Genomic DNA, 26614 nt, shown 5'->3' with positions numbered 1-26614 from the left:
GCGGCTTGGTGGGAGGCCTATGCCCCCAACCGGCCCCCGGAATGCCCGAGTTCGCATTCAGGACCTGCCAGCCTCGGGCAGCCGTGCCCGGCCGCGCCAGCGGCGCGCACCGGGGTGCACGCAGCACGACGGGGTCGCACCGCGACGCGTCAGGCCGCCGCCCGGATCGACTCGTCGATCGTCGGGAACGCGAACTGGAACCCCGACTCCAACAGCCGGCTCGGCAGCACCCGCTGACTGCCCAGCACGTCCACCGCGAACTCCCCGAGCGCCAGCCGCAGCGCCGGCGCCGGGACGGTGAGGAACGTCGGACGGCGCAGGACCCGGCCCATCGCCGCCGTCACCTCCCGGTTGGTGACCGGCTCGGGGGCCGTCAGATTGACCGGGCCCGCGAGGGACTCCGTGTCGATCAGATGCCGCAGGGCGGCCACCTCGTCGTGCAGCGATATGAAGCTCCAGTACTGCCGGCCGTCGCCCATCCGTCCGCCGACCCCGGCCCGGAACACCGGGAAGAGCCGGCCCCACGCGCCGCCCTCGGCGGCCACCACAAGGCCCGTACGGGCGTACGCGACCCGGATGCCGGCCTCCTCGGCGGGGGCCGCCGCGGCCTCCCACTCCACGCAGACGGACGGCAGGAAGCCCTCGCCCGCGGGCGCGCTCTCGTCCACCGCGCGCGAACCCGTGTCGCCGTAGTAGCCCAGCGCCGTGCCGCACACCAGTACCTGCGGCGGGTCGGCGAGCGAGGCCAGGGCCTCCGCCAGGGCGCGCGTACCGAGCACGCGGCTGTCGCGGATCTCCTTCTTGTACGCCTCGCTCCAGCGGCGCTCGCCGACGCCGGCGCCCGCCAGGTGCACGACCGCGTCGACGCCCACGAGCCCCGCCGCGTCCACGTACAGCCGCGCCGGGTCCCACTCGACCTCGTCCGCGGTCCGGGCCGGGCGGCGCACGAGGCGGGAGACGTGGTGGCCGTCGGCGCGCAGCGAGCGCACCAGGGCCGTGCCGATGAGTCCGGAGGCGCCGGTGACGGCGATGCGGGAGCGTTCCATGCGGCCCATCCTGCCCCCAGGGGCCCGGTGGGCGGGAGATGGGGTACGCGGGGGGCTCGTACGACGGGCCCGGGCTCACAGCCCCGAACGGCCGCCGTTCGCGCCCCCGCCCGCCGCTACCTCACCGCCCCGGCGTCAACGGCCCAAGGCCGCCCATCAGTTCGCGCAGGCAGCGCACCGCGAGTTCGGCCGGGGCGTCCTTGCCGCGGACCGGGGCGTCCGTCTCCGCCCACGCCTCGAGGGCCACCCGGATCGCGTCCGTCGCCGCGGCCGCCGCGAGCCGGACCTCCAGCGGGTCCGCGTCGGGGCCCGCCAGCTGGGCCACCACGGCGAGCAGCTTCTCCTCCGACTCCTGGTTGACCCGGTACCAGACCGCCCGCAGCGCCGGGTCCTCGGCCGCCGCCCGCAGCAGCCCGCGCGTCCAGCGCAGCCCCTCGGCGGCCTCCTCGTCGGCGCCCGCGAGCGCCTCTGCGACCGACCGTTCCAGGGCGGCCGGCACGGTCGAGCCCGGCTCCGCCGCCGCGAGCGACTCCCGCCAGCGGTCCGCGCCCACCGCGAGCAGCGGGGCGACGGCGTCCTGCTTGGAGCGGAAGTAGCGGTAGAAGGTGCGCAGCGCGACCCCGGCGCGCAGGGCGATGTCCTCGGCCGTCGTCCCGTCCGGGCCGCGCTCGGTGAAGAGCTCGGCGGCGGCGCGCGCGATGTCGAGCTGGGTGGCCGCCTTGCGGCGCTCGGTCAGGGAGGTGGGCCTGGCGGCGGGCTGAGTGCTCACCGTACGAGGGTACGCCCGCCCCTGCCGACCCTGCATTTCATGCAGCTGTGGCAAAACGTGCCATCCAGGCGTACGGTGTCATCTGCATCAAGGGGCTCGACACCGAGAGGTCGGACAGGACATGAACCGCTACGAAGGACGTCGCGCACTGGTCACGGGTGGCGGCTCCGGCATCGGCCAGGCCACCGTGCTGCGCATGCTCGCCGAGGGTGGCCGCGTCGCCGCCGCCGACATCAGCGAGGACGGCCTGAAGGACACCGCCGCCAAGGCCGGCGCCGCCGCCGACCGGCTGACCACGCTCGTCGTGAACGTCTCCGACGAGACGTCCGTACGGGACGGCGTCGCCGCCGCCGTCGCGGCGCTCGGCGGCCTGGACGTGCTGGTCAACGCGGCCGGCATCCTGCGCTCCTCGCACACCCACGGGACGAGCCTCGACGCCTTCGAGCAGGTCGTGCGGATCAACCTGACCGGCACATTCCTGGTGATCCGCGAGGCGATCCCGGCCCTCCTGGCGGGCAACGGCTCCGCCGTCGTGAACTTCTCCTCCACCTCGGCGCAGTTCGCCCACCCGTACATGGCCGCCTACGCGGCCAGCAAGGGCGGCGTCCAGTCCATGACGCACGCGCTCGCCGCCGAGTACGCCAAGCAGGGCATCCGTTTCACCGCCGTCCAGCCCGGCTCGATCTCCTCCGGCATGACCGACGGCACCGGCGCCAGCCGCCAGAGCGTCGGCCCCGGCCTGCCCGAGGACGCCGACCTGTCGCTCTTCATGAAGCTCTCGCCCGCCCTCGGCCAGGGCTTCGCCGGACCGGAGACGGTCGCGGGCGTCGTCGCGATGCTGGCGAGCGAGGACGGACGGTTCATCACCGGCACCGAGGTCCGCATCGACGGCGGCACGCACTTCTGAAAGGCCGACAGGCCCGACAGGCCGGTACGGACCCGGGGTGGGACGGCCCCCGGGTCCGTACCTCTCACGTACGGCGGGCCTACCCGACCGGCGCCCCGAAGCGCTCCCACAGCCGTGGGAAGCGTTCCGCGAGCGCCGCGTCGTCCTCCAGATCGAAGGCCGGGCCCTCCGGCTCCGCGGGCTGCGGCGGAATCCCCAGATCGGGCGCCTCGATGCCGGTGAGCTGCTCGTACGCCTCGTCGGCGGCGAAGCCCAGCTCTTCGCCGTCCCCGTCGATCTCCTCGTCGAAGTCCTCGAGCAGCTCGGCGAGCGCATCCGGATCGTGCACCGCGCCCTCGAAGACCTCCCGGCCCTGCCCGATCAGCCAGCAGCGGAAGTAGTCGAAGGCGTCGTCGCCCGCCCCGTCGAGCAGCACCGCCGCCGCGCCCCACAGATCCCAGCGGTACGCGCGGTTGTAGCGGGCCTCGAAATGGCGGGCGAAGTCGAGCACGGAGTCCGGGTCGAGCTGCAGCAGCCGCTCGACGAGCAGGTCGGCGTGTTCCTCGGGGTCGCCCTCGGCGGCCCCGCGGGTGGAGTCGATGATCTCCCAGAACTCCGTCTCGTCCATCACGGACCAAGCATCGACCTTGGGGGAGGGCGACGCACCCGGAAACAACCAAAATCAAATCGGACAGGAGATGTCGTACTTTCCTGTCACGCTCGTGCCATGGAGACCGAAACGAAGCCGCTGAGCGGCAGGATCGCACTGGTCGCGGGCGCCACACGGGGCGCGGGGCGGGCCATCGCCGTACAGCTGGGCGCGGCCGGCGCCACCGTGTACGTGACCGGACGCACCACCCGCGCGAAGGTCAGCGAGGTCGGCCGTACGACCGAGACCATCGAGGAGACGGCCGAGCTGGTGACGGCGGCCGGCGGCGAGGGCATCGCGGTGCCCACCGACCATCTGGAGATCGACCAGGTCGAGGCCCTGGTCGCGCGGATCGACGAGGAGCGGGGCCGGCTCGACATCCTCGTCAACGACGTGTGGGGCGGGGAACACCTCCTCAAGTTCGGCTTGAAGGTCTGGGAGACCGATCTGACCGACGGCTTGCGGATGATGGAGCTCGGCGTGCGGACGCACGCGATCACCTCGCGGCTCGCCCTGCCGCTGCTGATCCGCCACCCGGGGGGACTCGTTGTCGAGATGACCGACGGCACCGCCGAATGGAACACCCGGTTCCGGGAGAACTTCTTCTACGACCTCACCAAGAACGCCCCGATCCGGATGGCGTTCGCGCTCGCCCACGACCTGGCGAGCGTGGGCGGGACGGCCGTCGCGCTCACCCCGGGCTGGCTGCGCTCCGAACAGATGCTGGCGGCCTTCGGCGTGACCGAGGAGAACTGGCGGGACGCGATCGAGAAGGTCCCGGGCTTCGAGATCGCCGAGTCCCCGGTCTACGTGGGCCGCGCCATCGCCGCCCTCGCCGCCGACCCCGACCGGGCCCGCTGGACCGGACAATCGCTCTCCAGCGGACAGCTGGCCAAGGTGTACGGCTTCACGGACGCCGACGGCTCACAGCCGGACGCCTGGGGCTACATGGTCGCGGGGGAGCGGGCCGAGGCGGGAGAGGCGGAGAAGCCGGACGTGACCGACTACCGGTAGCCCGGGGCGGCTGGGCGCCCGCGTTCGGTCCGGGCGTTCGGTCCGGGCGTTCGGTCCGGGCGTTCGGTTCGGGCCGGGCGTCCCGGTGCGGCCCGGCGTCCGTAGGGCCCGGGCGTCCCGGTGCGGACCGGCGTCCGTGCGGACCGGTGTCCGGCGGCAGGCGTTCGGGGAGTCTCACGCGTACAGCGCCGACAGTCCCTCCGCCGCAGTCGCGAACCGGGCCCGGAGCGACTCCGGAGCCAGCACCTCCGCCTCCGGGCCCAGCGCGAGCAGCTGGCTGAAGGCGACCTCCTCGTTCTCCACGAGGAGCGTCGCCGTCGTCCAGCCCGTGCCGTCGTCCTTCCTGCCGCCCACAAGTGCCTCCTCGGCCGCCGCGCGGTCCGTCACGTACGGCAGCCGGCGCGCGCCTGCCTCCGAGAGCCGCAGGACGACCTCGGCGCGCAGGATCGAGCGGGCGAACGCCGCCGCCCGCTCGGCCCAGAAGGCCGGCAGGTCGAAGTCCCCGTCCCGTACGAAATGTTCCTCGCCCACCGATACGGCGGTGAACCGTTCCACCCGGTACGTGCGGAACGAGGTGCCCGCCCGGGCGCACACGTACCAGACACCCGCCTTGAGGACGAGACCGTACGGTTCGAGCTCCCGATCCACCTCCGCGTCCCCGCGTCGATAGCGCGCGGAGAGCCGCCGGTCGTCCCAGACCGCCTCCGCGATCGGCGCGAGCAACTCGGGTGTCTCGGGCTCCTGGTACCACCCCGGCGCGTCCAGGTGGAAGCGCTGTGCCGCCGACTGGGGCGCGTCCCGCACGGAGGGCAGCAGGGCCGCGCAGACCTTCAGCCGGGCCGTCGAGGCGGTCTCCGCCAGGCCCATGTCCCGCAGCGCGCCCGGCAGCCCGGAGAGGAACAGCGCCTCCGCCTCGCCGCGTGCAAGGCCGGTGAGTCGGGTGCGGTACCCGCTGACGAGCCGGTACCCACCAGCCCTGCCCCGGTCCGCATACACCGGAACCCCCGCCTCCGAGAGGGCGAGGGCATCACGGGTGATGGTCCGCTCGGACACCTCCAGCTCCGTGGCCAGTTCGGCCGCGGTCATCGAGGGCCGGGACTGGAGGAGCAGGACCATCTTGATAAGCCGGGCGGCGCGCATGACCCCATCATGCGCGCCGCCACTGACAAGTCGGGGGCAAGCCCCGGGCCTCTACAGGCCGTAGCGCTCCCGCGCCTCCTTCACGGCCGAGGCCGGGACCTCGCCGCGACGGGCGAGCTGGGCCAGGGCCGCGACCACGATCGACTGCGCGTCGACACCGAAGTGGCGGCGGGCCGCGTCACGGGTGTCCGACAGACCGAAGCCGTCCGCACCGAGCGAGGACCAGTCCTGCTCGACCCACTGCGCGATCTGGTCCGGGACCTGACGCATGTAGTCGGAGACGGCCAGGACCGGGGACTCCACACCCTCAAGCGCCTTGCGGACGTACGGCACCTGCTCCTCGCCGCGCAGCAGCGCCGCGTCGGCCTCGAGCGCGTCACGCCGCAGCTCGGTCCAGGAGGTCGCGGACCACACGTCGGCGCCCACGCCCCACTCGGCGGCGAGTAGCTTCTGCGCCTCCAGGGCCCAGTGGATGGCCGTACCGGAGGACATCAGCTGGATCCGCGAGGCGTTCGCAGGCAGGGAGAGACCCGCCGACTCGGCCGTGTTGAAGCGGTAGAGGCCCTTGATGATGCCCTCGTCGATGCCGGCGGGCTTGGCCGGCTGCGGCATCGGCTCGTTGTAGACCGTGAGGTAGTAGAAGACGTTCTGGTCCTCGCCCTCGGCGGCCTCGCCGTACATCCGGCGCAGACCCTCCTTGACGATCGCCGCGACCTCGTAGGCGAAGGCCGGGTCGTACGTCAGGGCGGCCGGGTTGGTCGCCGCGATGACGGGGGAGTGGCCGTCGGCGTGCTGGAGGCCCTCACCGGTCAGCGTCGTACGGCCGGCGGTGGCGCCGACGAGGAAGCCGCGGCCGAGCTGGTCGCCGAGCTGCCACATCTGGTCGGCGGTGCGCTGCCAGCCGAACATCGAGTAGAAGATGTAGAAGGGGATCATCGCTTCGCCGTGCGTGGAGTACGCGCTGGACGCGGCGATGAAGTCGGCCATGGACCCGGCCTCGGTGATCCCCTCGTTGAGGATCTGGCCGTTGACGGCCTCCTTGTAGTACATCAGCTGGTCGCGGTCGACCGGCTCGTACGTCTGGCCCTTCGGCGAGTAGATGCCGAGCGACGGGAACAGCGACTCCATACCGAAGGTACGGGCCTCGTCCGGGACGATCGGGACCCAGCGCTTGCCGGTCTCCTTGTCGCGGATCAGGTCCTTCACCAGCCGGACGAACGCCATCGTCGTCGCCATCGACTGCGCGCCGGAGCCCTTGTCGAAGGCGGCGAACGCCTTCTCGGCCGGGGCCGGCAGCGGGGCGAGCGGCTGGACGCGGCGGGCCGGGGCCGGGCCGCCGAGGGCGGCGCGGCGCTCCTGGAGGTAGCGGACCTCGGGGGAGTCGACGCCGGGGTGGCCGTAGGGGACCACGCCGTCGACGAACTGCGCGTCGGAGATCGGCAGGTCGAGCAGGTCCCGCATGTTCTTGAACTCGTCCGTGCTGAGCTTCTTCATCTGGTGGTTCGCGTTCTTCGACGCGAAGCCCTCACCGAGGGTGAAGCCCTTGACGGTCTGCGCGAGGATGACCGTCGGCGCGCCCTTGAACTCCACGGCGGCCTTGTACGCGGCGTACACCTTGCGCGGCTCGTGGCCACCGCGGGAGAGGTGGAAGCACTCCAGGATCTTGTCGTCGCTCAGCGTCTGCCCCATCGCGACGAGCGAGGGGTGGGAGCCGAAGAAGTCCTGGCGGATGTAGGCGGCGTCGCGGGTCTGGTACGTCTGGACCTGCGCGTCCGGGACCTCGCGGAGGCGGCGGACGAGGGCGCCGTCGGTGTCGAGCGCGAACAGCTCGTCCCAGGCGTTGCCCCACAGCGACTTCACGACGTTCCAGCCGGCGCCGCGGAACTGGGCCTCCAGCTCCTGCACGATCTTGAAGTTGGCGCGGACGGGGCCGTCGAGGCGCTGCAGGTTGCAGTTGATGACGAAGGTCAGGTTGTCGAGACCCTCGCGGGCGGCGAGTGCGAGGGCCGCCGTCGACTCGGGCTCGTCCATCTCGCCGTCACCGAGGAACGCCCACACGTGCGAGGCGGAGACGTCCTTGATGCCGCGGTTGGTGAGGTACCGGTTGAAGCGCGCCTGGTAGATGGCGGAGAGCGGACCGAGCCCCATGGAGACGGTCGGGAACTCCCACAGCCAGGGAAGCCGGCGCGGGTGCGGGTACGACGGCAGACCGTTGCCGCCGGACTCCTGCCGGAAGTTGTCGAGGTGGGCCTCGGTGAGGCGGCCGTCGAGGAAGGCGCGGGCGTAGATGCCGGGGGAGGCGTGGCCCTGGATGTAGAGCTGGTCGCCGGAGCCGGCGGCGTCGCCGGACTCCTTGCCCTTGAAGAAGTGGTTGAAGCCGGTCTCGTAGAGCCAGGCGGCGGAGGCGAAGGTGGCGATGTGGCCGCCGACGCCGTGCTTGGCACCGCGGGTCACCATGGCGGCGGCGTTCCAGCGGTTCCAGGCGGTGATCCTGCGCTCCATCTCCTCGTCGCCGTCGATGGCCGGCTCGGAGGAGGTGGGGATGGTGTTGACGTAATCCGTCTCGAGCAGCTTGGGGAGCGCGAGACCCGCGCCCTCGGCGTGCTGGAGCGTGCGGCGCATCAGGTAGGCGGCCCGATGAGGGCCGGCGGCCTTGGTGACGGCGTCCAGGGAGGCCGCCCACTCGGCGGTCTCCTCGGCGTCACGGTCCGGGAGCTGGTCGAGCTCACTCGGAATCTTGCCTACGGGATCGGTCATGATCGCCGCCTTCCGGACAGATGGGGGTGGAGAAGGGGTGCCTTGTCTGGCAGGACAGGGCGAAGGGCCGGGGTACGGCCCGCCGAAGACTGTAAGCCGCCGATCGATGATCGATCAAAGTGTTGCAGGGAAAAACTTCCCCTGAACACCAAAGTCGGCACAGGGTGCCGCGAAAACGGGCACCGGGTGCCTTGTTTTCGCAGGTGGGGTGGCGTGTGAGAGGGGGTTCGCACGGATGAGCGGGGCGGGGTGGGGGGGGCGAAGCGGGCCCTGAACCCGGCCAGGGGCCCGCACGTCGGTGCCCGTGGGCCCGGCCAGGCGGGCCCGGGCCGGGAGCGGTGCGCGCCCGGGGCGCCGGGGCCGGTGGGCCCCGGCTAGGGCGCGCCACGCGGCGGTGCGCGGTGCCCGCGGCCCCTGGCCAGGGCCTTGGCCCACCAGGGCCCGGCCCGGGCGCACGTGCCCGGGAGCCCCGGGCCCTCCGCGCGCTTCGGGCCCTCCGCGCCCTTCGGGCGCAAGGGCTGCGGGGTGTGCCCCCGGCCGTCCCGGCGCGGGCACGGGCGCGTGGCGCGGAGCTGCCGCGTGCGGGGGATGGGGGCGGAGCCCCCGAGAACGACAACCACCCCATGCCCCCGGCAGGGTTTCGGGAAGGGGTGGGGTGGGGGAAACCGACCGGACGGCCGGACCTGGCCGGCTACGCGGCTGCGGGGTGTGCCCGTGCGCGCCGTCCCGGCGCGGGCACGCGCGCGTGGTTCGCGGCGCGGAGCTGGCGCGTGGGGGTTCGGGGCGGAGCCCCGGGAAGCAACAAACCCCACCCCCCAGCCCCCGGCAGGGTTTCGGGGAGGGGCGGGGTGGGGGGAAGTCGCCCGTGCGGCCGGACCCGGCGGCGCGTTACGCGCGCGGCGCGCAGCCCAGGACGTGGGCCTTGACCAGGGCGCCGATGTTCGGGTCCGCTCGGCGGAAGGCTTCCACCAGCTCCTGGTGTTCCTCCGCGTACGACTTCTGGACCGTGCCCAGCCAGCGGATCGACAGCGCCGTGAAGACCTCGATGCCCAGGCCCTCCCACGTGTGCAGCAGCACGCTGTTGCCGGCCGCCTTCACCAGCTCCCGGTGGAACGCCACCGTGTGCCGTACCTGCGCCGTGCCGTCCGCGACCGCGTCCGCCTCGTAGAGGGCTGCCACATGCGGCTCCAGGGCCGAGCAGTCGGAGGCCAGCCGCCTCGCCGCCAGCTCCGCCGCGATCTGCTCCAGGCCCGCCCGGACCGGGTAGCTCTCCTCCAGGTCGGCCGCCGTCAGATTCCGTACCCGTACGCCCTTGTTGGGCGACGACTCGATCAGCCGCAGCGACTCCAGCTCGCGCAGCGCCTCCCGGACCGGCGTCTGGCTGACCTCCAGCTCCGTCGCGATCCGGCGCTCCACGATCCGCTCGCCCGGCTTCCAGCGCCCGCTGACGATGCCCTCCACGATGTGCTCGCGGATCTGTTCGCGCAGCGAGTGGACGACGGGGACGCTCATGTAGCCGCTCCTTAAGGGACGCGTTGACACTCAAGACAATACGGCGGCGCCCCCGCCCGGAAACACTTCCGGGCGGGGGCGCCGCAGGTGAGGCTTGTTACGTTGCCAAGCCCACGTGGGGCCTCAGAGACCGAGGTCCACCTCGAACTCGCCGGCCTCCAGGATCGCCTTGACGGCCGTCAGGTAACGGGCCGCGTCGGCGCCGTCCACCAGACGGTGGTCGTAGGAGAGCGTCAGGTACGTCATGTCACGGACGCCGATGACGGTGCCCTCGGCGGTCTCGATGACCGCCGGGCGCTTGACCGTGGCGCCGATGCCCAGGATGGCGACCTGGTTCGGCGGCACGATGATGGTGTCGAACAGCGCACCACGCGAACCGGTGTTGCTGATGGTGAAGGTCGCACCGGCCAGCTCGTCCGGGGTGATCTTGTTGCCGCGGACCTTGCCGGCCAGCTCGGCCGTGGCCTTGGAGATACCGGCGATGTTCAGGTCGCCCGCACCCTTGATGACCGGCGTCATCAGACCCTTCTCGGAGTCCACGGCGATGCCGATGTTCTCCGAGTCGAAGTACGTGATGGTGCCCTCGGCCTCGTTGATCCGGGCGTTGATGACCGGGTGGGCCTTCAGCGCCTGGGCCGCCGCCTTCACGAAGAACGGCATCGGGGACAGCTTGACGCCCTCACGGGCGGCGAACGCGTCCTTGGCACGGCCGCGCAGCTTCATCAGCTTGGTGATGTCGACCTCGACGACCGAGGACAGCTGGGCCTGGCCGTGCAGCGCCTTCATCATGTTGTCGCCGATGACCTTGCGCATGCGGGTCATCTTGACGGTCTGACCGCGCAGCGGGGAGGTCTCCAGGGCCGGGGCCTTCGACGGGGCGGCCGGGGCGGCGGCGACGGGGGCCGGGGCGGCCTTCTTGGCCTCGGCGGCCGCGAGGACGTCCTGCTTACGGATCCGGCCGCCGACGCCGGTGCCCTTGACGGACGCCAGGTCGATGCCGCTCTCGGAGGCGAGCTTGCGGACCAGCGGGGTCACGTAGGCGCCGTCGTCCGCCGGCTGTGCGGCGGCGGGGGCGGGGGCGGGCGCGGCGGCGACGGGCGCAGCCGGGGCCGGGGTGACCGGAGCCGGGGCGGCGGGGGCCGGAGCGGCCGGAGCCGGGGCAGCGGCCGGAGCCGGGGCCGGAGCAGCGGCGGGGGCCGGAGCCGGGGCGGGAGCCTGAGCGGCCGGGGCCGGAGCAGCCGCGGGAGCCGGGGCGGCCGGAGCCGGAGCGGCACCCGCGGCACCGATGACGGCCAGCTTGGCGCCGACCTCGGCGGTCTCGTCCTCGGCGACGACGATCTCGAGCAGGACACCCGAAGCCGGGGCCGGGATCTCGGTGTCGACCTTGTCCGTGGAGACCTCGAGCAGCGGCTCGTCCTCCGTGACCTCCTCGCCGACCGCCTTCAGCCAGCGGGTGACGGTGCCCTCGGTGACGGACTCGCCCAGGGCGGGGAGCACGACATCGGTGCCGCTGGCGCCACCGGCCGGGGCGGCCGCCGGAGCCTCGGCGGCGGGGGCCGCGGGGGCCTCCTGCGCCGGAGCCGGAGCGGCCGGAGCCTCGGCGGCGGGAGCGGCAGCCGGAGCGGCCTCGGCGGCCGGGGCCGGGGCGGCAGCCGGCGCACCGGAGCCGTCGTCGATGATCGCGAGCTCGGCGCCGACCTCGACGGTCTCGTCCTCGGCCACCTTGATGGAGGCGAGGATGCCCGACGCGGGGGCCGGGATCTCGGTGTCGACCTTGTCGGTCGAGACCTCGAGCAGCGGCTCGTCGGCCTCGACACGCTCACCCTCGGCCTTGAGCCAGCGGGTGACGGTGCCCTCGGTGACGCTCTCGCCGAGCGCCGGCAGGGTTACGGAAACCGACATGGTTTCAGTTGCTCCTAACGAATTGCGGAAAGTGGTCGTCGCGCCCGTAGATGACGTGAGCGTCAGTCGTGGGAGTGCAGAGGCTTGCCGGCCAGCGCCAGGTGCGCCTCGCCCAGGGCCTCGTTCTGCGTCGGGTGGGCGTGGATGAGCTGCGCGACCTCGGCCGGCAGCGCCTCCCAGTTGTAGATCAGCTGCGCTTCGCCGACCTGCTCGCCCATGCGGTCACCGACCATGTGGACGCCGACCACGGCACCGTCCTTGACCTGGACGAGCTTGATCTCGCCCGCGGTCTTCAGGATCTTGCTCTTGCCGTTGCCTGCGAGGTTGTACTTGAGGGCGACGACCTTGTCCGCGCCGTAGATCTCCTTGGCCTTGGCCTCGGTGATGCCGACGGAGGCGACCTCGGGGTGGCAGTACGTCACCCGGGGCACGCCGTCGTAGTCGATCGGAACGGTCTTCAGACCGGCCAGCCGCTCGGCGACGAGGATGCCCTCGGCGAAGCCGACGTGCGCGAGCTGCAGGGTCGGGACGAGGTCGCCGACCGCCGAGATCGTGGGCACGTTGGTGCGCATGTGCTCGTCGACGAGGACGTAGCCGCGGTCCATCGCGACGCCCTGCTCCTCGTAGCCGAGACCGGCCGAGACCGGGCCGCGGCCGATGGCGACGAGCAGGACCTCGGCCTCGAAGGTCTTGCCGTCGGCCAGGGTGACCTTGACGCCGCTGTCGGTGTACTCGGCGGACTGGAAGAACGTGCCGAGGTTGAACTTGATGCCGCGCTTGCGGAACGCGCGCTCAAGAAGCTTGGAGCTGTTCTCGTCCTCGACCGGGACCAGGTGCTTCAGGCCCTCGATGACCGTCACGTCGGTGCCGAAGGACTTCCACGCGGAGGCGAACTCGACGCCGATGACACCGCCGCCGAGGATGATCGCCGACTCCGGGACGCGGTCCAGGGTCAGGGCGTGGTCGGAGGAGATGATCCGGTTGCCGTCGATCTCCAGGCCGGGGAGCGACTTCGGTACGGAACCGGTGGCGAGGAGGACGTGCCGACCCTCGACGCGACGGCCGTCCACGTCGACCGAGGTCGGGGAGGAGAGCCGGCCGTGGCCCTCGATGTACGTCACCTTGCGGGAGGCGACGAGACCCTGCAGGCCCTTGTACAGGCCCGAGATCACGTCGTCCTTGTACTTGTGCACGGCCTTGATGTCGATGCCCTCGAAGGAGGCCTTGACACCGAACTGCTCCGCCTCGCGGGTCTGGTCGGCGACCTCGCCGGCGTGCAGCAGGGCCTTCGTCGGGATGCAGCCGTTGTGCAGGCAGGTGCCGCCGAGCTTGTTCTTCTCGATCAGTGCGACGTCCAGGCCCAGCTGCGCTCCGCGCAGCGCCGCGGCGTAACCGCCGCTACCGCCGCCGAGGATCACTAGGTCGAAAACGGTGCTGGCGTCGTTCGCCACGTCACGTCCTCCATGCATGTGCGCTCGTCGCCGGTCGACTGTGACCGGGCGGCGGCTGGTGTTCGGCCGCTTTTATTTCGGCCCTGTGGTGGGGGCCCTGTCCTGCCGAGAACCCATCTTCGCACTTGTTGCCGGAAGGCGGGACGCGGGGCCGGTGTGTGAGACCGGCCGATCGCCCGTACGGACAGGTAACCGGCCCGTACGAACGTACGGATTTCGTCGAGAGCGCAACGGGTACGGCCCCGGGACCCGGTCCCGGGGCCGCACCGCGAGTCACCCGACCGTCAGAGCTCGCCGTCGGCGGTCTTCTCGGCCAGCTTCACCAGGGTGCGGACCGCGGACCCGGTGCCGCCCTTGGGGGTGTAGCCGTACGGGGCGCCCTCGTGGAAGGCCGGGCCCGCGATGTCGAGGTGGGCCCAGGTGATGCCCTCGCCGACGAACTCCTGGAGGAAGAGACCGGCGACCATGCCGCCGCCCATCCGCTCACCCATGTTGGCGATGTCCGCGGTCGGCGAGTCCATGCCCTTGCGCAGGTCCGACGGGAGCGGCATCGGCCAGGAGTCCTCGCCGACCTCTTCCGCGATCTCGTGGATCGCGGTGCGGTAGTCGTCGTCGTTGGCCATGATGCCGAACCGGCGGTGGCCGAGCGCCAGGACCATCGCGCCGGTCAGGGTCGCCACGTCGACGATCGCGTCCGGGTTCTCCTCCGAGGCCCGGGTCAGCGCGTCGGCCAGGACAAGACGGCCCTCGGCGTCGGTGTTGAGGACCTCGACGGTCTTGCCGCTGTACATGCGCAGCACGTCGCCGGGGCGGGTGGCGTTGCCGGAGGGCATGTTCTCGGCGAGCGCCAGCCAGCCGGTGACATTGACGGCCAGACCGATCCGGGCGGCGGCGACGACGGCGGCGAACACGGCGGCCGCGCCGCTCATGTCGCACTTCATCGTCTCGTTGTGACCGGCCGGCTTCAGGGAGATGCCGCCCGAGTCGTAGGTGATGCCCTTGCCGACCAGGGCGAGGGTCTTCTCCGCCTTCGGGTGGGTGTAGGCGACCCGGACCAGGCGCGGGCCGCGGGCCGCGCCCTTGCCGACGCCGAGGATGCCGCCGTAGCCGCCCTTCTCCAGCGCCTTCTCGTCGAGCACCTGGACCTTGAGGCCGTGCTCCTTGCCGACGGCGGTGACGACGGCGGCGAACGTCTCGGGGTAGAGGTCGTTCGGCGGCATGTTGATCAGGTCGCGGGCGCGGTTGATCTCCTCGGTGAGCGCCTGGGCGCGCTCGGCGGCGGCCTTGTGCGCCTTGTCGCGCGGCTTGGCACCGAGCAGGGCCACCTCGGCCAGCGGCTTCTTGGCGTCCTTGCCGTTCTTGGAGTCCTGGTACGCGGTGTAGGCGTACGCGCCGAGCAGCGCGCCCTCGGCGATCGCCTCGGCGTCCTCGGCGGTGGCGACGGGCAGCGCGAACGCGGCCTTCTTGGCGCCGTGCAGGGTGCGGGCGGCGGTGCCGGCGGCGCGGCGGAGCACCTCGGTGCCGTACGCGCCGTCCTCGGGGGCGGAGCCCAGGCCGACGGCGAGGACGACGGGGGCCTTCAGGCCGGCGGGGGCGGGCAGCTTGGTCGCCTCACCCTCGGCACCCGCAGCGCCCAGGGTCTCCAGGACGGCGGCCAGCCTGCCGTCGAACGCCTCGTCCACGGCCTCGGCGCCGGGGGCGACGACCAGGCCCTTGCCGGACTTCGCGACACCGACGACGAGGGCGTCGGCGCGCAGCGTCGCGGCGCCGGCTGTGCTGAGAGTGAGAGCAGTCACGGTGGTGAAATCTCGCTTCCATTGAGTTCTGTGGCGGTCGAGGGATGGGCCGACCGTGCCCGCCGCATCGTATTTCGGCCCGGAGAGCGCCGAGAACGAGCCTACGCTCGCTCTTCGTGTTCGCTCACGGCGACGGTGATTCACTCATCCGTGGTGTCTCTTTCGCGTTTACGGTGCGGGGCCCGCGAGCTCGTCCACACTCGCCTCATTCGCGCAAGGGCGGCACTCGCCCCTTTGCCCCATCCGCATCATCTCCACAGGTCCTCCGCGTCCGGCGGACCTGTCGAGGGGGGACACCACTCCGATGGACTCTGCCGGATCCCGCATGCCCAGAACTGCCAGGACGACCGCTCTGGTCGCCGCCGCGCTGCTCGCCACCGTCGTCCCGTCGGCGGGTGCGAGCGCCGCCGAGCCGCCGGTCCCGCGGGTCGACCTCACCGTCCTGGTCGTCGACGACGGCGGCAGCGCCGTGGAGGCGATCGTCGCCGAGCTGCGTACCACGGGCGTCCCGTACCGCCGGGTCGATCTGGCCGATTCCGGCCGCCCGGTCATCGACGCCGGCTTCCTCAGCGACACGGTCTCGGGCCGCCCCCGGGCCAAGTACCAGGGCGTTGTCCTGCCCCACGAGTCGGCCTTCGGGCCGGACTCCGCCGAGCAGACCGCGCTCACGGCGTACGAGAAGACCTTCCGGATCCCGCAGGTCGACGCGTACACCTGGGCCCACCCCGGCGTCGGCCTCGACTACACCAACGAGGGGGGCTACTCGGGCCCCCTCGACGGGGCCTCGGCGACCGTCACTCCCGCCGGCAAGGCCGGGCCCTTCCGCTACCTCGACGGACCGCTGACCTTCGAGGACAACGACCCCACGATCTCCGAGAGCCACGGCTACGCGGGCCGCCCCCGCGAGGGCTTCACCAGCCTCCTCGACGTGCCCGTCGCGGACGGCGGGCGGGCGAGCCTGATCGGCGAGTACGCCCGCGACGGGCGCCGCGAACTCGTCGTCACCTTCGCCTACAACCAGTACCAGCGACAGTTCCGGGTCCTGGCGCGCGGCATCGTCGAGTGGCTCACCGAGGGCGTCCACCTCGGCCAGAGCCGTAACTACTTCTCCGTCCAGGTCGACGACGTCTTCGCCCCCGACGCCCGCTGGGACACCGCACGGAACTGCACCCCCGGCGACCTCGACTGCCCCGGCGGCGACGGAGAGGCCGGCGGGAACCCGGTCCGGATGACCGCCGCCGACGCCACGTACGCCGCCGCCTGGCAGAAGTCGGCCGGATTCACTCTCGACATGGTCTACAACGGCGGCCAGGGCGAGCAGTGGAAGACCGAGCACGGCGGCACCGACCCGCTCGCGACGCGGCTGATCGCCGACCGAGCCCAGTACCGCTGGACCAACCACACCTACACGCACCCCTTCCTCGGCTGCGTCCAGGACACCTCCACGGTCCCCTGGCGGTGCGCCAAGAACGCCGCGGGGGCCACCCTCTGGATGAGCCGGGCCGAGATCGCCGGGCAGATCCGCGACAACCAGAACTGGGCTGTCGGCAAGGGCATCTCCGTCGACCGCACCGAACTGGTCACCGGCGAGCACTCCGGCCTGAAGACCCTGCCGCAGCAGCCCGCCGACAACCCGAACCTGACCGGCGCGCTGGCCGACACCGGCGTGAAGTGGACCGCGAGCGACAACTCCCGCGAGCCGCAGCAGCGCGTCGTCGGGACCGGGACGGGCGCCGCGAAGACCGTCCCGCGCCACCCCATGAACGTGTACTACAACGTGGGCACGGCCGCCGAGATGGCCGACGAGTACAACTGGATCTACACCTCACGGGCCGACGGCGGCAGCGGGATCTGCGAGTCCAACCCGGCCTCCACCTGCCTGCCCGCCCCGCTCGACACGGCCACCGGGTACGCCGGCTACATCGTCCCGCAGGAGGCCCGCACGGCTCTCTCCCACGTGGTGGCCAACGACCCGCGGCCGCACTACGCCCACCAGTCCAACCTGGCCGAGGAGCGCATCCTCTACCCCGTCCTCGACCGGGTCCTCGCCGACTACCGGGGCCTGTTCGCCGACAACACCCCGCTGGTGAACCCCCGTCAGCGCGACGTCGGCGTCGAGCTGGACCGCCGCGCGGCCTGGGACCGGGCGCTCGCGGCCGGCCAGGTCACCGCGTACCGCATCGGCGCCGCGGTCACCGTCAAGGCGCCCGCCGGGGTCAACGCCCCGGTCACCGTCCCCGAGGGGACGCGCAAGCAACTCCTGCTCGGCACGGCGGTGTTCGGCACGGCCTACGCCGGGGCCCGCTCGGCCTGGACCGCGCCCGAGGCGCTCCAGTCCGCGACCACGCTCAAGCTCCCGACGGCCTGACCCGACCGCACCGTACGTTCTGGGGGGAACCCGCACATGCCGAGCTGTGGCCGTCACGTCACGATGCTCACCGAAGGCACCTATCCGCACGTCCACGGGGGAGTCAGCACCTGGTGCGACCAACTCGTCCGGGGCATGCCCGAGGTCGACTTCCAGATCCTCGCCCTCACCGGCAACGGCCGCGAACCCGTGACCTGGGAGCTGCCGCCCAACATCTCCCGGCACACCGCCTTCCCGCTCTGGGGCCCGGCCCCGGAGCGGGGGCGGGCGGGCCGGTCGGGGCGGGCGGGCCGGGCCCTTCGGGGCCGTGAGCGGCGCCGCTTCACCGACACGTACGAACGCTTCCTGCTCTCGATCCTCGACCCCGACGCCGGCTGCGACTTCGGCGAGGGCCTCTACGCCCTGGCCGAACTGGCCCGGCGCGGCGGGCTCACCGCCGCCCTGCGCTCCGAGCGCGTGCTGCGCTCCCTGATGTGGATCTGGTCCATGCCGCATCTGCCGACGGCCGCCGCCCGCCCCACGATCCACGACGCGCTCACCGCCACCGACCTGCTCGAACACGCGCTGCGCCCGCTCGCCGCCCGGATACCCGACGACACCGTCGCGCACGCCGTCTCCAGCGGACTCGCGACGCTCCCGGCGCTCGCCGCCCAGCACTTCGAAGGGGTGCCCTTCCTGCTCACCGAACACGGCATCTACCTCCGCGAGCGCTACCTCGGCTACCGCACCGAGGCCCAGCGCTGGCCCGTCAAGGCCCTGATGCTCGGCTTCTACCGCGAGCTCAACACCCTCGGCTACCGCAAGGCCGACCTCATCACCCCCTGCAACCAGTACAACCGGCGCTGGGAGGAGCGCGGCGGCGCCCCCACCGCCCGCATCCGGACCGTCTACAACGGCGTCGACCCGCACGCCTTCCCGTACGCCGGACCCGAGCCGGAGGTACCCACCCTCAGCTGGTGCGGCCGCGTCGATCCCATCAAGGACCTGGAGACGCTGATCCGGGCGTACGCCGTAGTCCGCGCCGAACTCCCGGAGCTGCGGCTGCGGTTGTTCGGACCGGTCCCGGCGGGCAACGAGGACTACCGGACCCGCCTGGAGAAGCTCGCCGCCGAGCTGGGCGTCACCGACGGCCTCACCTTCGAAGGGCGGGTCACCGACGTGGCCCGGGCCTACGCGGCCGGGAGCGTGGTGATGCTGTCGTCCATCAGCGAGGGGTTCCCGTTCTCCCTGATCGAGGCGATGTCCTGCGGCCGGGCCACGGTCTCCACGGACGTCGGCGGGGTACGGGAGGCCGTCGGCGACACCGGACTCGTCGTCCCGCCCCGCGAGCCCGCCGTGATGGCCGCGGCAGTCGCCGAACTGCTGCGGGACGGGGAGCGGCGGGCCGAACTGGGGCGCAGGGCCCGGCAGCGGGTCGTCGACCGGTTCACCCTGCACCGCTCGGTGGACGGCTTCCGCCGGATCTACGGAGAGCTGGCCGGCCGGCCCGTCGAGACCCTGGCGGAGCCGGAGGACTGGACCGTGCTCCTCACCGACCCTCCCCCAGAGCTTCGCCTGGGAGGTACCCCCAGCCGGCCGGAACTCGTCGGCGGAGGCTCCCTGTCATGAGCGGCTCCCTCTGGCTGAAGAACGGCACCATGCGCGACACCCTGCCGGTGATCCCGCGCCAGCGGGTGGCGTCCGGACCCGCGCAAGGGCTGTACGCCGCCGATCCGATGGACGAACTCGCCGACCGGCTGTCCGGGCTGGCCGCCGACGCCGTCCACCCGGACGAGATAGCCGCGATCCTGGAGTCCGACGGGCTGACGGACGACCACATCCGGCTCACCTACGGACGCGCCGACTCCTTCGCCCTCGCCGAGGACCTCTACGCGCGCGTGGAGCGGCGCCACCCCGAGCCGGACGCCACGCCCGCCGGGCCCTGGCACCACGGGCTCGGCGGCTGTCTGCTGCGCGGCCTCGTCTTCGCCCTGCCCGGGCTCGCGTACGTCCTGGGGGCCCCGCTCCTCGGTGCGGCGGGCACGGTGCCGCTGCTCGCCGGGGCCGTGGCGGGCTGGGTGTGGAACCAGGCCCTGTCCCACCGCGCGTACACCTGGCTCGGGCTCGGCGACCGGGGCGCCGCTGCCCGCTGCCTGCTCCTCGGCGCACCGGCGGGCGCGCTCGTCGGCTCGGCGGTCGCCTTCGCGGCGGCGGGTCCGGGCGATCTGCCGGCCGTCGTCTTCGCCACGTGCCAGTCCCTCTACCTGGGCGCCGCGACCGTCCTTCTCGTCCTCGGCCGCGAACGCGCCCTGCTCTGCGCGCTGGCCCCGCTCGCCGGTGCGGTACCCGCGTTCCGCTACGACCTCCCCGACCCGGTCAGGGTCGGGCTGCCCCTGCTCTCCCTCGCGGCGGCGGTCGCCTTCGCGGCGCTCGTGCTGCGCGGCCCCCGGCCGCCCGGCACAGGCCCCCGGCCGTCCGGAGCGGGCCCCCGCCGCCGGCCCCGCTCCGGACCGCCGCTCGCCGTCTCCCTCCCGTACGGCCTGTTCGGCCTCGGCAGCGGGCTGCTCGTGCTGTACGCGGGCGGTGGCGACGCCCTGGTGACCGGCGCCGGGCCCGTGCTCGCGCTCACGCTCTCCATGGGGCCCGCCGAGTGGCTGCTGCACCGCTTCCGCCGCGAGAGCCTGGCCGGGCTGCGGACCCTCACCAGCGCCCGGGAGTTCCGGCGGGCGGCGGCCGGGACCCTCGCGCACTGCCTCGGCGCCTATCTCGCCGTACTCCTCGCCCTGGCCGTCGTCGGCACCCTGGTGTGGCCCGGTGCCCCGGCCCCGGCGGGCGCCGGGCTGGTCGGGCTGATGCTCGTCGGGGTGGTGCTGTGGCTCGGGCTGCTCCTCCAGGCCTTCGGCGCGGTGCGCGGCGCGGCCGCCGTGTGCACGCTCGCGGCTGCGGCCCAGACCCTCGCCCCGACGTCGGGGCCGGTCGTCGCCGCGGTGGCCGCCGCCGTCCTGGCCGTCCTGACCTGCGCCCTGCTCGTCCGACCGACCGCCCACCGTGTCTGAGAAAGGCAGCCCCCGTGTCCGAGGAAGGTCCGTGAACCCGTCCCACCCCTCCCTCATCGTGCCCTTCTACGAGCATCCCGCCGACCGCCCCGAGGCCTGGGACGCCGTGGTCGAGGCGGCGCCCTCGCTGTACGGCGTCGTCCTCAACCCCGCCAACGGCGCGGGGCCGGCCCCCGACCCCGACTTCGCCGCCGTCGCCGCACGGCTCCGCGCCGCCGGGGCCCGGGTCCTCGGCTACACCGACACCGCGTACGGCCGCCGCCCGCACGGCGAGGTCGTCGCCGAACTGCTGCGGCACCGCGACTGGTACGGAGCCGACGGCGCCTTCCTCGACCAGGTGCCGACCGCGCCCGAGGCGCTCGACCACGTCCGCCGCATCGGCGTCGCCGCCCGCGCGGCGGGGGCCCGCACCGTGGTCCTCAACCACGGCGCCCACCCCGCCCCCGGCTACGCCGAACTCGCTGACCTGCTGGTCACCTTCGAGGGCCCCTGGGACTCCTACCGACGCCTCGACCTACCGGTCGCCGACCACTACTGCCACCTGGTCTACGCGGCCCCCCGCGACGCCCGCCCGGCCACCCGCGTCCACTGCACGGTCCCCGGCACGGGCGCCCATCCCTGGGGAACGCTCCCGCACGGCCTGGCGAGGGAGTCGCGGATGGCCGCCGTTCAGCCGCCGGTGACGGAGTAACAGGTGGCCCGGCCCTTGCCGTCGGTCCGCCACTCCCACGCGGTCGACCAGGTGTACCAGGTCCGTTCACCGGTCCCGGACCCCGTGCACGCCCGCCCCGCCCGGTCCTGTGCAGCCGAGCACCCGGGGTACTCGCCGGCGAGCGTGTGCTGCCCGAGGACCCGCCCGTCGTGGACGCCGCCGCATGGGACGCGCACCACCAGCCTGCTGCTGCGCAGACCGGTGTTGAAGTCCAGGCACTCCCGGGCGGACGGGCGGAAGGTTGCCCTCCGCCCCATCACGAAGGGACCACCCCGGCGCTCAGTGCGACCCGAGGCCCAGCGTCAGTGCCACGAGGACCACCGTGCCCGCCGTCTCCTCCAGCGCGCCGAACACGTCGCCGGTCACCCCGCCGAACCGTCGGACGCAGCGGCGCAGCAGCAGCGCCGCCGCCGCGAGGCCCGCGCCCGCCGCGAGGACGTGGCGGAGGGCGTCGTACGGGGAGAACAGCGCCGCCGTCGCGGCGCACGCGGCCAGGACGGCCGCCGTGACCAGGGCCGCCGCGCGGACCGGGACCGTACCGGCGACCATCGCGCCCAGGCCCTCCGGGCGGGCCGCCGGGATGCCCTCGCGAGAGGCGTGGGTGAGGGCGAGGCGGGCGACGGTCGCGGCGAGCGCGGCGCCGACCGCGCCGTACGCCCAGCCCTCCTCGTACAGCCGGTACACCGCGGCGACCTGGGCGAGCAGGACGAAGAGGAGGGTGATCACGCCGAACGGGCCGATGTCCGACTGCTTCATGATCCGCAGGGCGTCCTCGGCGGGCTTCGCGCTGCCGAGCCCGTCCGCCGTGTCCGCGAGCCCGTCCAGGTGCAGCCCGCGGGTCAGCAGCGCGGGGACGGCCGCCGTGGCGACCGCCGCGAGCAGCGGCCCGGAGCCGAGCAGCAGGAGCACCCCGCCGAGCGCGGCGGCGCACAGGCCGACGACGAGGCCCGCGAGCGGGGCCCAGAGCATGCCCTCGCGCGCCGCGCCCCGGTCCCAGCGGGTGATGCGGGCGGGCAACACGGTGAGGGTGCCGAAGGCAAAACGCAGGCCGTCCATCCGGGCAGGGTAAGCCAGCGCCTCACGCGGTAAATTGCGCATCACGCACATATCGGAAGCAGGTGGCATGGGTCACTGGTTCTACCGCAACATCGTCGAGCCGGGGAAGCTCCCGCTGCTGATCGCGCTGTTCTCCTTCGTCGTGACGTTCCTGGTCACCCGGATGATCGTGCGGCTGATCCGGGCCGGGAAGGGCCCGTTCGGCAATGTGAAGTCCGCCGGCGGCCTGCACATCCATCACGTCGTCCCCGGCGTCGTCCTCACCGTCGTCGGCGGCTTCGGTGCGGTCGCCAGCGGCCGGAGCGGGGTCACCGCCGGTGTCTTCGCGGCGGTGTTCGGGATCGGCGCCGGGCTCGTCCTGGACGAGTTCGCGCTGATCCTCCACCTCGACGACGTCTACTGGAGCGACCAGGGCCGCAAGAGCGTCGAGGTGGTCGTCCTGACCGCCGCCCTGGTCATGCTGGTCCTCGGCGGCTTCTCGCCGCTCGGCGTCAACGACGTGACACCGGACGAGCGGCAGAACCGGGCCACCTTCGTCCTCACGCTGCTGGTGAACTTCCTCTTCGTCCTGATCACCCTGGTGAAGGGGAAGTTCCGGATGGCGGTGCTCGGGACCCTGGTGCCGTTCGTCGCGATCTTCGGGGCCGTACGGCTCGCCCGGCCCGGCTCGTGGTGGTCGAAGCACCTCTACCGCAGGCGCCACCGGGCCCGGGCCCGCTCCCGGCTGCGCACCTACCGGCATGACCGGCGCTGGGACAAGGTGCGCCGCCGCGCTCAGGACGTGATCGGCGGCTTCCAGGAACGGGTGCCCGGCCGCTCGGGGTCCTCGGGCTCCGACAGCTCCGACAGCTCCGACGGCTCCGACAGCTCCGACGGCCCCGAAGACGGCGGCTGACGGCGCTCGCGCCACGCCGTGACGGCGACGAGCACGAGCACGGCGGCGATCGCCGCGAGGTGCTCCTTGCCCGCGAGGTTGCTCTTGACCAGCACCTCCACCACCATCGCGACGACCACCAGCGACCCGGTCCACCAGGCCCGGTAACGCCAACAGACATACACGGCGAGGCCGACCACCGCCGCCGAGGGGCCGGTATCGACGACCTGTGCGTCCGAGGCAGGCAACCCCGACAGGTTGTCCGGGCCGAGCGCGATGCCGACCCGGGCGTACAGCGTCCCGGCCAGCGTCGCCGGATACGCGATTCCGAGGGTCCGCCACCGGCCCAGACAGATCTCGGCGATGCCGAAGACCAGCAGGACCTGCGCGAGCGCGCCCCACACCGGCAGGTCGAGCGCGGGCACGAAGAGGGAGAGCGGGGTGCGGAGCAGGGCGAGCCAGAGCGGGTCCTCGGCGCGCACCGAGCCGATGTTCTGGACGGGTTGGTAGCCCCAGTCCTGGTTCTGTACGACCTGGAAGAGCGCCGTCAGGCAGACGGCCGCCAGCGTCATGGGGATCGCACGCCACTTCCGTATGACGAGCGCGGTCCGCACGGCCGTGTACAGCGACCCCCACTCGCGGCACGCGAAGCGCTGGAGAGCGGACCTCACCGCCGGCCCTCCAGGTGCTTGCGGTGCAGCCACTTGGGCAGTCCCGGGGCCTCCAGGAACCCTTCGGCGCGGCCGGCGGCGAGGCCGATGCGCAGCAGGTCGGCGCTCTTCTCGAAGAGCATGAAGCGGGGCTCCCAGATCGGTCGGTACTTGGCGTTGGCGCGGTACAGCGACTCGATCTGCCACCAGCGGGAGAAGAAGCTGAGCAGCGAACGCCACATCCGCAGCACGGGTCCCGCCCCGAGCTTCGAGCCGCGTTCGAAGACGGACCGGAACATGGCGAAGTTCAGTGAGACCTGAGTGATCCCGATCTCCTTGGCACGCTGGAGGAGTTCGATGACCATGAACTCCATCAGGCCGTTCTCGGAGTCCCGGTCGCGCCGCATCAGGTCGAGGGAGAGCCCATTCGGGCCCCAGGGCACGAAGGAGAGCACCGCTCGCAGATCGCCCCGCTCGTCGGTGCACTCCAGCATCACGCAGCGTCCGTCGCGCGGGTCGCCGAGCCGCCCGAGCGCCATCGAGAAGCCCCGCTCGGTGGCGCCGTCGCGCCAGTCGTCGGCCTTACGGAGCAACTCGTCCATCTCGTCGGCGGGGATGTCCTCGTGACGCCGGATCCGTACCTCGTACCCGGCCCGCTTGACCCGGTTGTACGCCTGCCGGACCGTCCGCATGGCCCGGCCGTCCAAGGTGAACTCGTCGGTCTCCACGATCGCCTCGTCGCCCAGCTCCAGGGCGTCCAGGCCGTGCCGGGCGTAGATGGTGCCGGCCTCCTCGCTCGCGCCCATCACGGCCGGGATCCAGCCGTGTTCGCGGGCCTCGGCGAGCCAGGGCTCGATCGCGCCGGGCCAGGCCTCGGGGTCGCCGATCGGGTCCCCGGAGGCGAGCGAGACCCCGCCGACGACCCGGTAGGCGACGGCGGCCTTCTCGCTGGGGGACCAGACCACGCTCTTCTCGCGGCGCAGCGCGAAGTAGCCGAGCGAGTCGCGGTCGCCGTGCTTGTCGAGGAGTGTCCGCAGCCTGTCCTCGTCCTCCGCGGTGAGCGGGTCGACGGCCCGGCGGGAGCGGAACGCGGCGTACAGCACGGCGATGATCAGCAGCGTGGACAGCACGTTGATGGTGACGTTGACCCAGCCCGGGGTGGCGATCCCGGCGAAGCGCGAGTCGTCGGCGGCCAGGGTGACCAGCCGCATCACGCCGTACCGCCAGCGCTCCAGGAAGGTGGAGGTGCCGGTGGAGGTGTTGGTGACGGTGACGAGTACGGCTGCGAGCAGCGAGGTCACAAGCAGTCCGCCGACGGCGACGGCGGCGGCGAGCAGCGGGTTGGAACGGTCACCCTTCGCGTAGAACTCCTTGCGGCCGGCGATCAGCGCGAGGACGAACGCGGCGGTGAGGACGAGCGAGATCCAGTTCTGGGTGTGCTGCCGGATCTCGGGGAAGAACATCGCGAAGGCGAAGAGCAGCAGGAAGAGGCCGCTGAGGACGATGTTGAGGATCCACGCGGCGCGTTTTCGGCGGCGCATGGTGATCGCCAGGAAGAGCGTGAAGACGCCCGAGGCGAAGCCCGCGGTCAGCATGTACGGAGTGAAGTAGTTGTCCGTGTTGTGCCGGCGGAGGTCCTGGCCGAGGGAGACCCACACGGCGCTCAGGAAGTTGATGAACGTGACGGCGCGCAGGTACCAGACGGCGAACGCGGCCCCCCGCCGTGATCGGACGGTGCCCCGGGGCGTTCCTTCGGTGGACAAACGGACCTCTCCCATGAAAAGCGATCATATGGGGCATCGCTTGCCATGACGGGGCGCCGGAAGCGGTCGTCCGCGCGTGGCGGACGGCTGCTTCCGGCGCCGTGATCCGTCTAGCTCTCCTCGTCCGGAGCGCCGTCCGGCGCATCATCCGGAATGGTCGGTTCCGGCTGTTCGGGCAGCTCCGCCGCAAGGGCGGCCGCGGCCTGGACGAGGGGAAGAGCGAGCAAAGCCCCGGTTCCCTCGCCCACAGTGACGCCGTGGTCGAGCAGAGGGTTGAGTGCCATCCGGTCCAGCGCCTTCGCCTGCGCCGGCTCACCGCTCACCTGACCCGCCAGCCACCAGTCCGGCGCCCGGAACGCCGCCCGCTGCGCCACCAGCGCACAGGCCGCGCCCACCACACCGTCCAGGATCACCGGCATCCGGCGCACCGCGGACTGCAGCAGGAACCCCGTCATCGCCGCCAGGTCCGCCCCGCCGACCGTGCCGAGCAGCGCCAACTGGTCGCCCAGGACCGGCCGGGCGCGCCGCAGCGAGTCCCGTACCGCCGCGCACTTACGCATCCACGCCAGGTCGTCGATGCCCGCGCCGCCCCGGCCCGTCACGACGGAGGCGTCCGTCCCGCACAGGGCCGCGATCAGCGTCGAGGCGGGCGTCGTACCGCCCACGCTCAGATCGCCGAGCACGACCAGATCCGTACCGGAGTCGGCCTCCTCGTCCGCGATCGCCATGCCGAGCCGGATCGCCGCCGCGGTCTCCCCGGCGGTCATCGCGTCCTCGATGTCGATCCGGCCGCTGCCGCGCCGCACCCGGTGCCGTACGACCTCGGCGGGCAGCAGCTCCGGCTCGCAGTCCAGACCGGCGTCCACCACGCGCACCGGGACGCCCGCCGTGCGCGCGAGCACCGCCACCGGGCTCGCCCCGTCGAGCACCGAACGGACCAGCTCGTACGCCGTACCGGCCGGGCGCCCCGAGACACCGAGCGAGGCCACCCCGTGGTCGCCCGCGAAGAGCACCACCTTCGGCTGCTCGATCACCCGCACCTTGGCCGAACCCTGCGCGGCCGAGAGCCACTCGCCGAGTTCGTCGAGCCGGCCGAGCGCGCCGGGCGGAACGACCAGCCGCTCCCGGCGTTCCTCGGCGTCACGCCGGACCCCGCCGTCGGGGCGCTCGATCAGATCGGAGAAGTCGTCCAGGTTCAAGGCTCTTCCTCGTGACGTCGGGGTGGCGATGGGCT

20 protein-coding genes and 1 pseudogene are annotated in these 26614 nt (G+C 72.8%); 7 read left to right on the top strand and 14 right to left on the bottom strand.

The window, feature by feature from the left end; genetic code table 11:
- Window positions 1-149 precede the first annotated feature (149 nt).
- Window positions 150-1046 carry a TIGR01777 family oxidoreductase gene (locus tag Q5762_RS06700; protein ID WP_315891030.1) on the bottom strand — a complete coding sequence of 299 codons (897 nt, stop codon included), beginning with the start codon at window positions 1044-1046 and terminating at the stop codon, window positions 150-152.
- Between the two features lie 121 nt (window positions 1047-1167).
- On the bottom strand, window positions 1168-1815 hold the full coding sequence (locus Q5762_RS06695) for a TetR family transcriptional regulator (protein WP_315891029.1): 648 nt from the start codon (window positions 1813-1815) through the stop codon (window positions 1168-1170).
- A gap of 121 nt (window positions 1816-1936) precedes the next feature.
- Here Q5762_RS06695 and Q5762_RS06690 point away from each other — a divergent pair, with 121 nt between their 5' ends.
- Window positions 1937-2722 (top strand): SDR family oxidoreductase, encoded by a 786-nt coding sequence (locus tag Q5762_RS06690; RefSeq protein ID WP_315891028.1) that lies wholly within the window; start codon window positions 1937-1939, stop codon window positions 2720-2722.
- Window positions 2723-2801: 79 nt separating this feature from the next.
- Here Q5762_RS06690 and Q5762_RS06685 read toward each other — a convergent pair whose 3' ends face one another.
- The gene (locus tag Q5762_RS06685; protein ID WP_315891104.1) at window positions 2802-3329 is read right to left on the bottom strand and encodes a DUF4240 domain-containing protein; all 528 of its coding nucleotides are present in this window, start codon (window positions 3327-3329) and stop codon (window positions 2802-2804) included.
- 99 nt (window positions 3330-3428) lie between these two features.
- On the opposite strand from Q5762_RS06685, the gene Q5762_RS06680 reads away from it, so the two are divergent.
- Entirely contained in the window at window positions 3429-4364 is a 936-nt protein-coding gene (locus Q5762_RS06680) for an SDR family oxidoreductase (protein WP_315891027.1), read from the top strand.
- 174 nt (window positions 4365-4538) lie between these two features.
- Here Q5762_RS06680 and Q5762_RS06675 read toward each other — a convergent pair whose 3' ends face one another.
- The 6 genes from Q5762_RS06675 to Q5762_RS06650 form a co-directional block, all read right to left on the bottom strand.
- The gene (locus Q5762_RS06675) at window positions 4539-5504 is read right to left on the bottom strand and encodes a WYL domain-containing protein (RefSeq protein WP_315891026.1); all 966 of its coding nucleotides are present in this window, start codon (window positions 5502-5504) and stop codon (window positions 4539-4541) included.
- Window positions 5505-5555: 51 nt separating this feature from the next.
- On the bottom strand, window positions 5556-8261 hold the full coding sequence (gene aceE / locus Q5762_RS06670; RefSeq protein ID WP_315891025.1) for a pyruvate dehydrogenase (acetyl-transferring), homodimeric type: 2706 nt from the start codon (window positions 8259-8261) through the stop codon (window positions 5556-5558).
- 888 nt (window positions 8262-9149) lie between these two features.
- Window positions 9150-9773 (bottom strand): GntR family transcriptional regulator, encoded by a 624-nt coding sequence (locus Q5762_RS06665; RefSeq protein ID WP_315891024.1) that lies wholly within the window; start codon window positions 9771-9773, stop codon window positions 9150-9152.
- Between the two features lie 123 nt (window positions 9774-9896).
- Window positions 9897-11675: a 2-oxoglutarate dehydrogenase, E2 component, dihydrolipoamide succinyltransferase gene (gene sucB / locus Q5762_RS06660; RefSeq protein WP_315891023.1), complete on the bottom strand. Its 1779-nt coding sequence runs from the start codon at window positions 11673-11675 to the stop codon at window positions 9897-9899.
- A gap of 62 nt (window positions 11676-11737) precedes the next feature.
- Entirely contained in the window at window positions 11738-13126 is a 1389-nt protein-coding gene (lpdA, locus tag Q5762_RS06655) for a dihydrolipoyl dehydrogenase (RefSeq protein ID WP_315891022.1), read from the bottom strand.
- A 284-nt stretch (window positions 13127-13410) separates the two neighbouring features.
- The gene (locus Q5762_RS06650) at window positions 13411-14922 is read right to left on the bottom strand and encodes a leucyl aminopeptidase (RefSeq protein ID WP_315891021.1); all 1512 of its coding nucleotides are present in this window, start codon (window positions 14920-14922) and stop codon (window positions 13411-13413) included.
- Between the two features lie 325 nt (window positions 14923-15247).
- On the opposite strand from Q5762_RS06650, the gene Q5762_RS06645 reads away from it, so the two are divergent.
- From Q5762_RS06645 to Q5762_RS06630, 4 genes are read left to right on the top strand one after another with little or no spacing between them, the layout of a single operon-like run.
- The gene (locus tag Q5762_RS06645; RefSeq protein ID WP_315891020.1) at window positions 15248-17290 is read left to right on the top strand and encodes a hypothetical protein; all 2043 of its coding nucleotides are present in this window, start codon (window positions 15248-15250) and stop codon (window positions 17288-17290) included.
- A 36-nt stretch (window positions 17291-17326) separates the two neighbouring features.
- Entirely contained in the window at window positions 17327-18898 is a 1572-nt protein-coding gene (pelF, locus tag Q5762_RS06640; RefSeq protein WP_315891019.1) for a GT4 family glycosyltransferase PelF, read from the top strand.
- Window positions 18895-20325, top strand: coding sequence for a hypothetical protein (locus tag Q5762_RS06635; protein WP_315891018.1), 1431 nt, complete (start codon window positions 18895-18897; stop codon window positions 20323-20325). The genes pelF and Q5762_RS06635 overlap by 4 nt, the downstream gene beginning before the upstream one ends.
- A gap of 31 nt (window positions 20326-20356) precedes the next feature.
- Window positions 20357-21016 (top strand): spherulation-specific family 4 protein, encoded by a 660-nt coding sequence (locus tag Q5762_RS06630; RefSeq protein ID WP_315891017.1) that lies wholly within the window; start codon window positions 20357-20359, stop codon window positions 21014-21016.
- Here the strand turns inward: Q5762_RS06630 and Q5762_RS06625 are convergent.
- Window positions 20995-21294 carry a hypothetical protein gene (locus tag Q5762_RS06625; RefSeq protein ID WP_315891016.1) on the bottom strand — a complete coding sequence of 100 codons (300 nt, stop codon included), beginning with the start codon at window positions 21292-21294 and terminating at the stop codon, window positions 20995-20997. The genes Q5762_RS06630 and Q5762_RS06625 overlap by 22 nt on opposite strands.
- A 22-nt stretch (window positions 21295-21316) precedes the next feature.
- A complete protein-coding gene (locus tag Q5762_RS06620) occupies window positions 21317-22093 on the bottom strand; it encodes an adenosylcobinamide-GDP ribazoletransferase (protein ID WP_315891015.1) in 777 nt (258 codons plus the stop codon).
- Window positions 22094-22160: 67 nt separating this feature from the next.
- Here Q5762_RS06620 and Q5762_RS06615 point away from each other — a divergent pair.
- Window positions 22161-22904: pseudogene (locus tag Q5762_RS06615) on the top strand (hypothetical protein); the annotation flags it as partial.
- On the opposite strand, the gene Q5762_RS06610 reads toward Q5762_RS06615, so the two are convergent.
- From Q5762_RS06610 to cobT, 3 genes are all read right to left on the bottom strand, one after another.
- Window positions 22868-23638, bottom strand: coding sequence for a hypothetical protein (locus tag Q5762_RS06610; RefSeq protein WP_315891014.1), 771 nt, complete (start codon window positions 23636-23638; stop codon window positions 22868-22870). The pseudogene Q5762_RS06615 and the gene Q5762_RS06610 overlap by 37 nt on opposite strands.
- Window positions 23635-25395 carry a phosphatidylglycerol lysyltransferase domain-containing protein gene (locus Q5762_RS06605; RefSeq protein ID WP_315891013.1) on the bottom strand — a complete coding sequence of 587 codons (1761 nt, stop codon included), beginning with the start codon at window positions 25393-25395 and terminating at the stop codon, window positions 23635-23637. Before Q5762_RS06605 ends, Q5762_RS06610 begins: the two co-directional genes overlap by 4 nt.
- 95 nt (window positions 25396-25490) lie before the next feature.
- Entirely contained in the window at window positions 25491-26579 is a 1089-nt protein-coding gene (gene cobT / locus Q5762_RS06600; protein WP_315891012.1) for a nicotinate-nucleotide--dimethylbenzimidazole phosphoribosyltransferase, read from the bottom strand.
- Window positions 26580-26614 lie beyond the last annotated feature (35 nt).

The organism is Streptomyces sp. P9(2023) (assembly GCF_032436795.1).
Taxonomy (GTDB): domain Bacteria; phylum Actinomycetota; class Actinomycetes; order Streptomycetales; family Streptomycetaceae; genus Streptomyces.
Note: the sequence above shows the minus strand (reverse complement) of the source record. Positions and strands in the feature narration are given on the sequence as shown.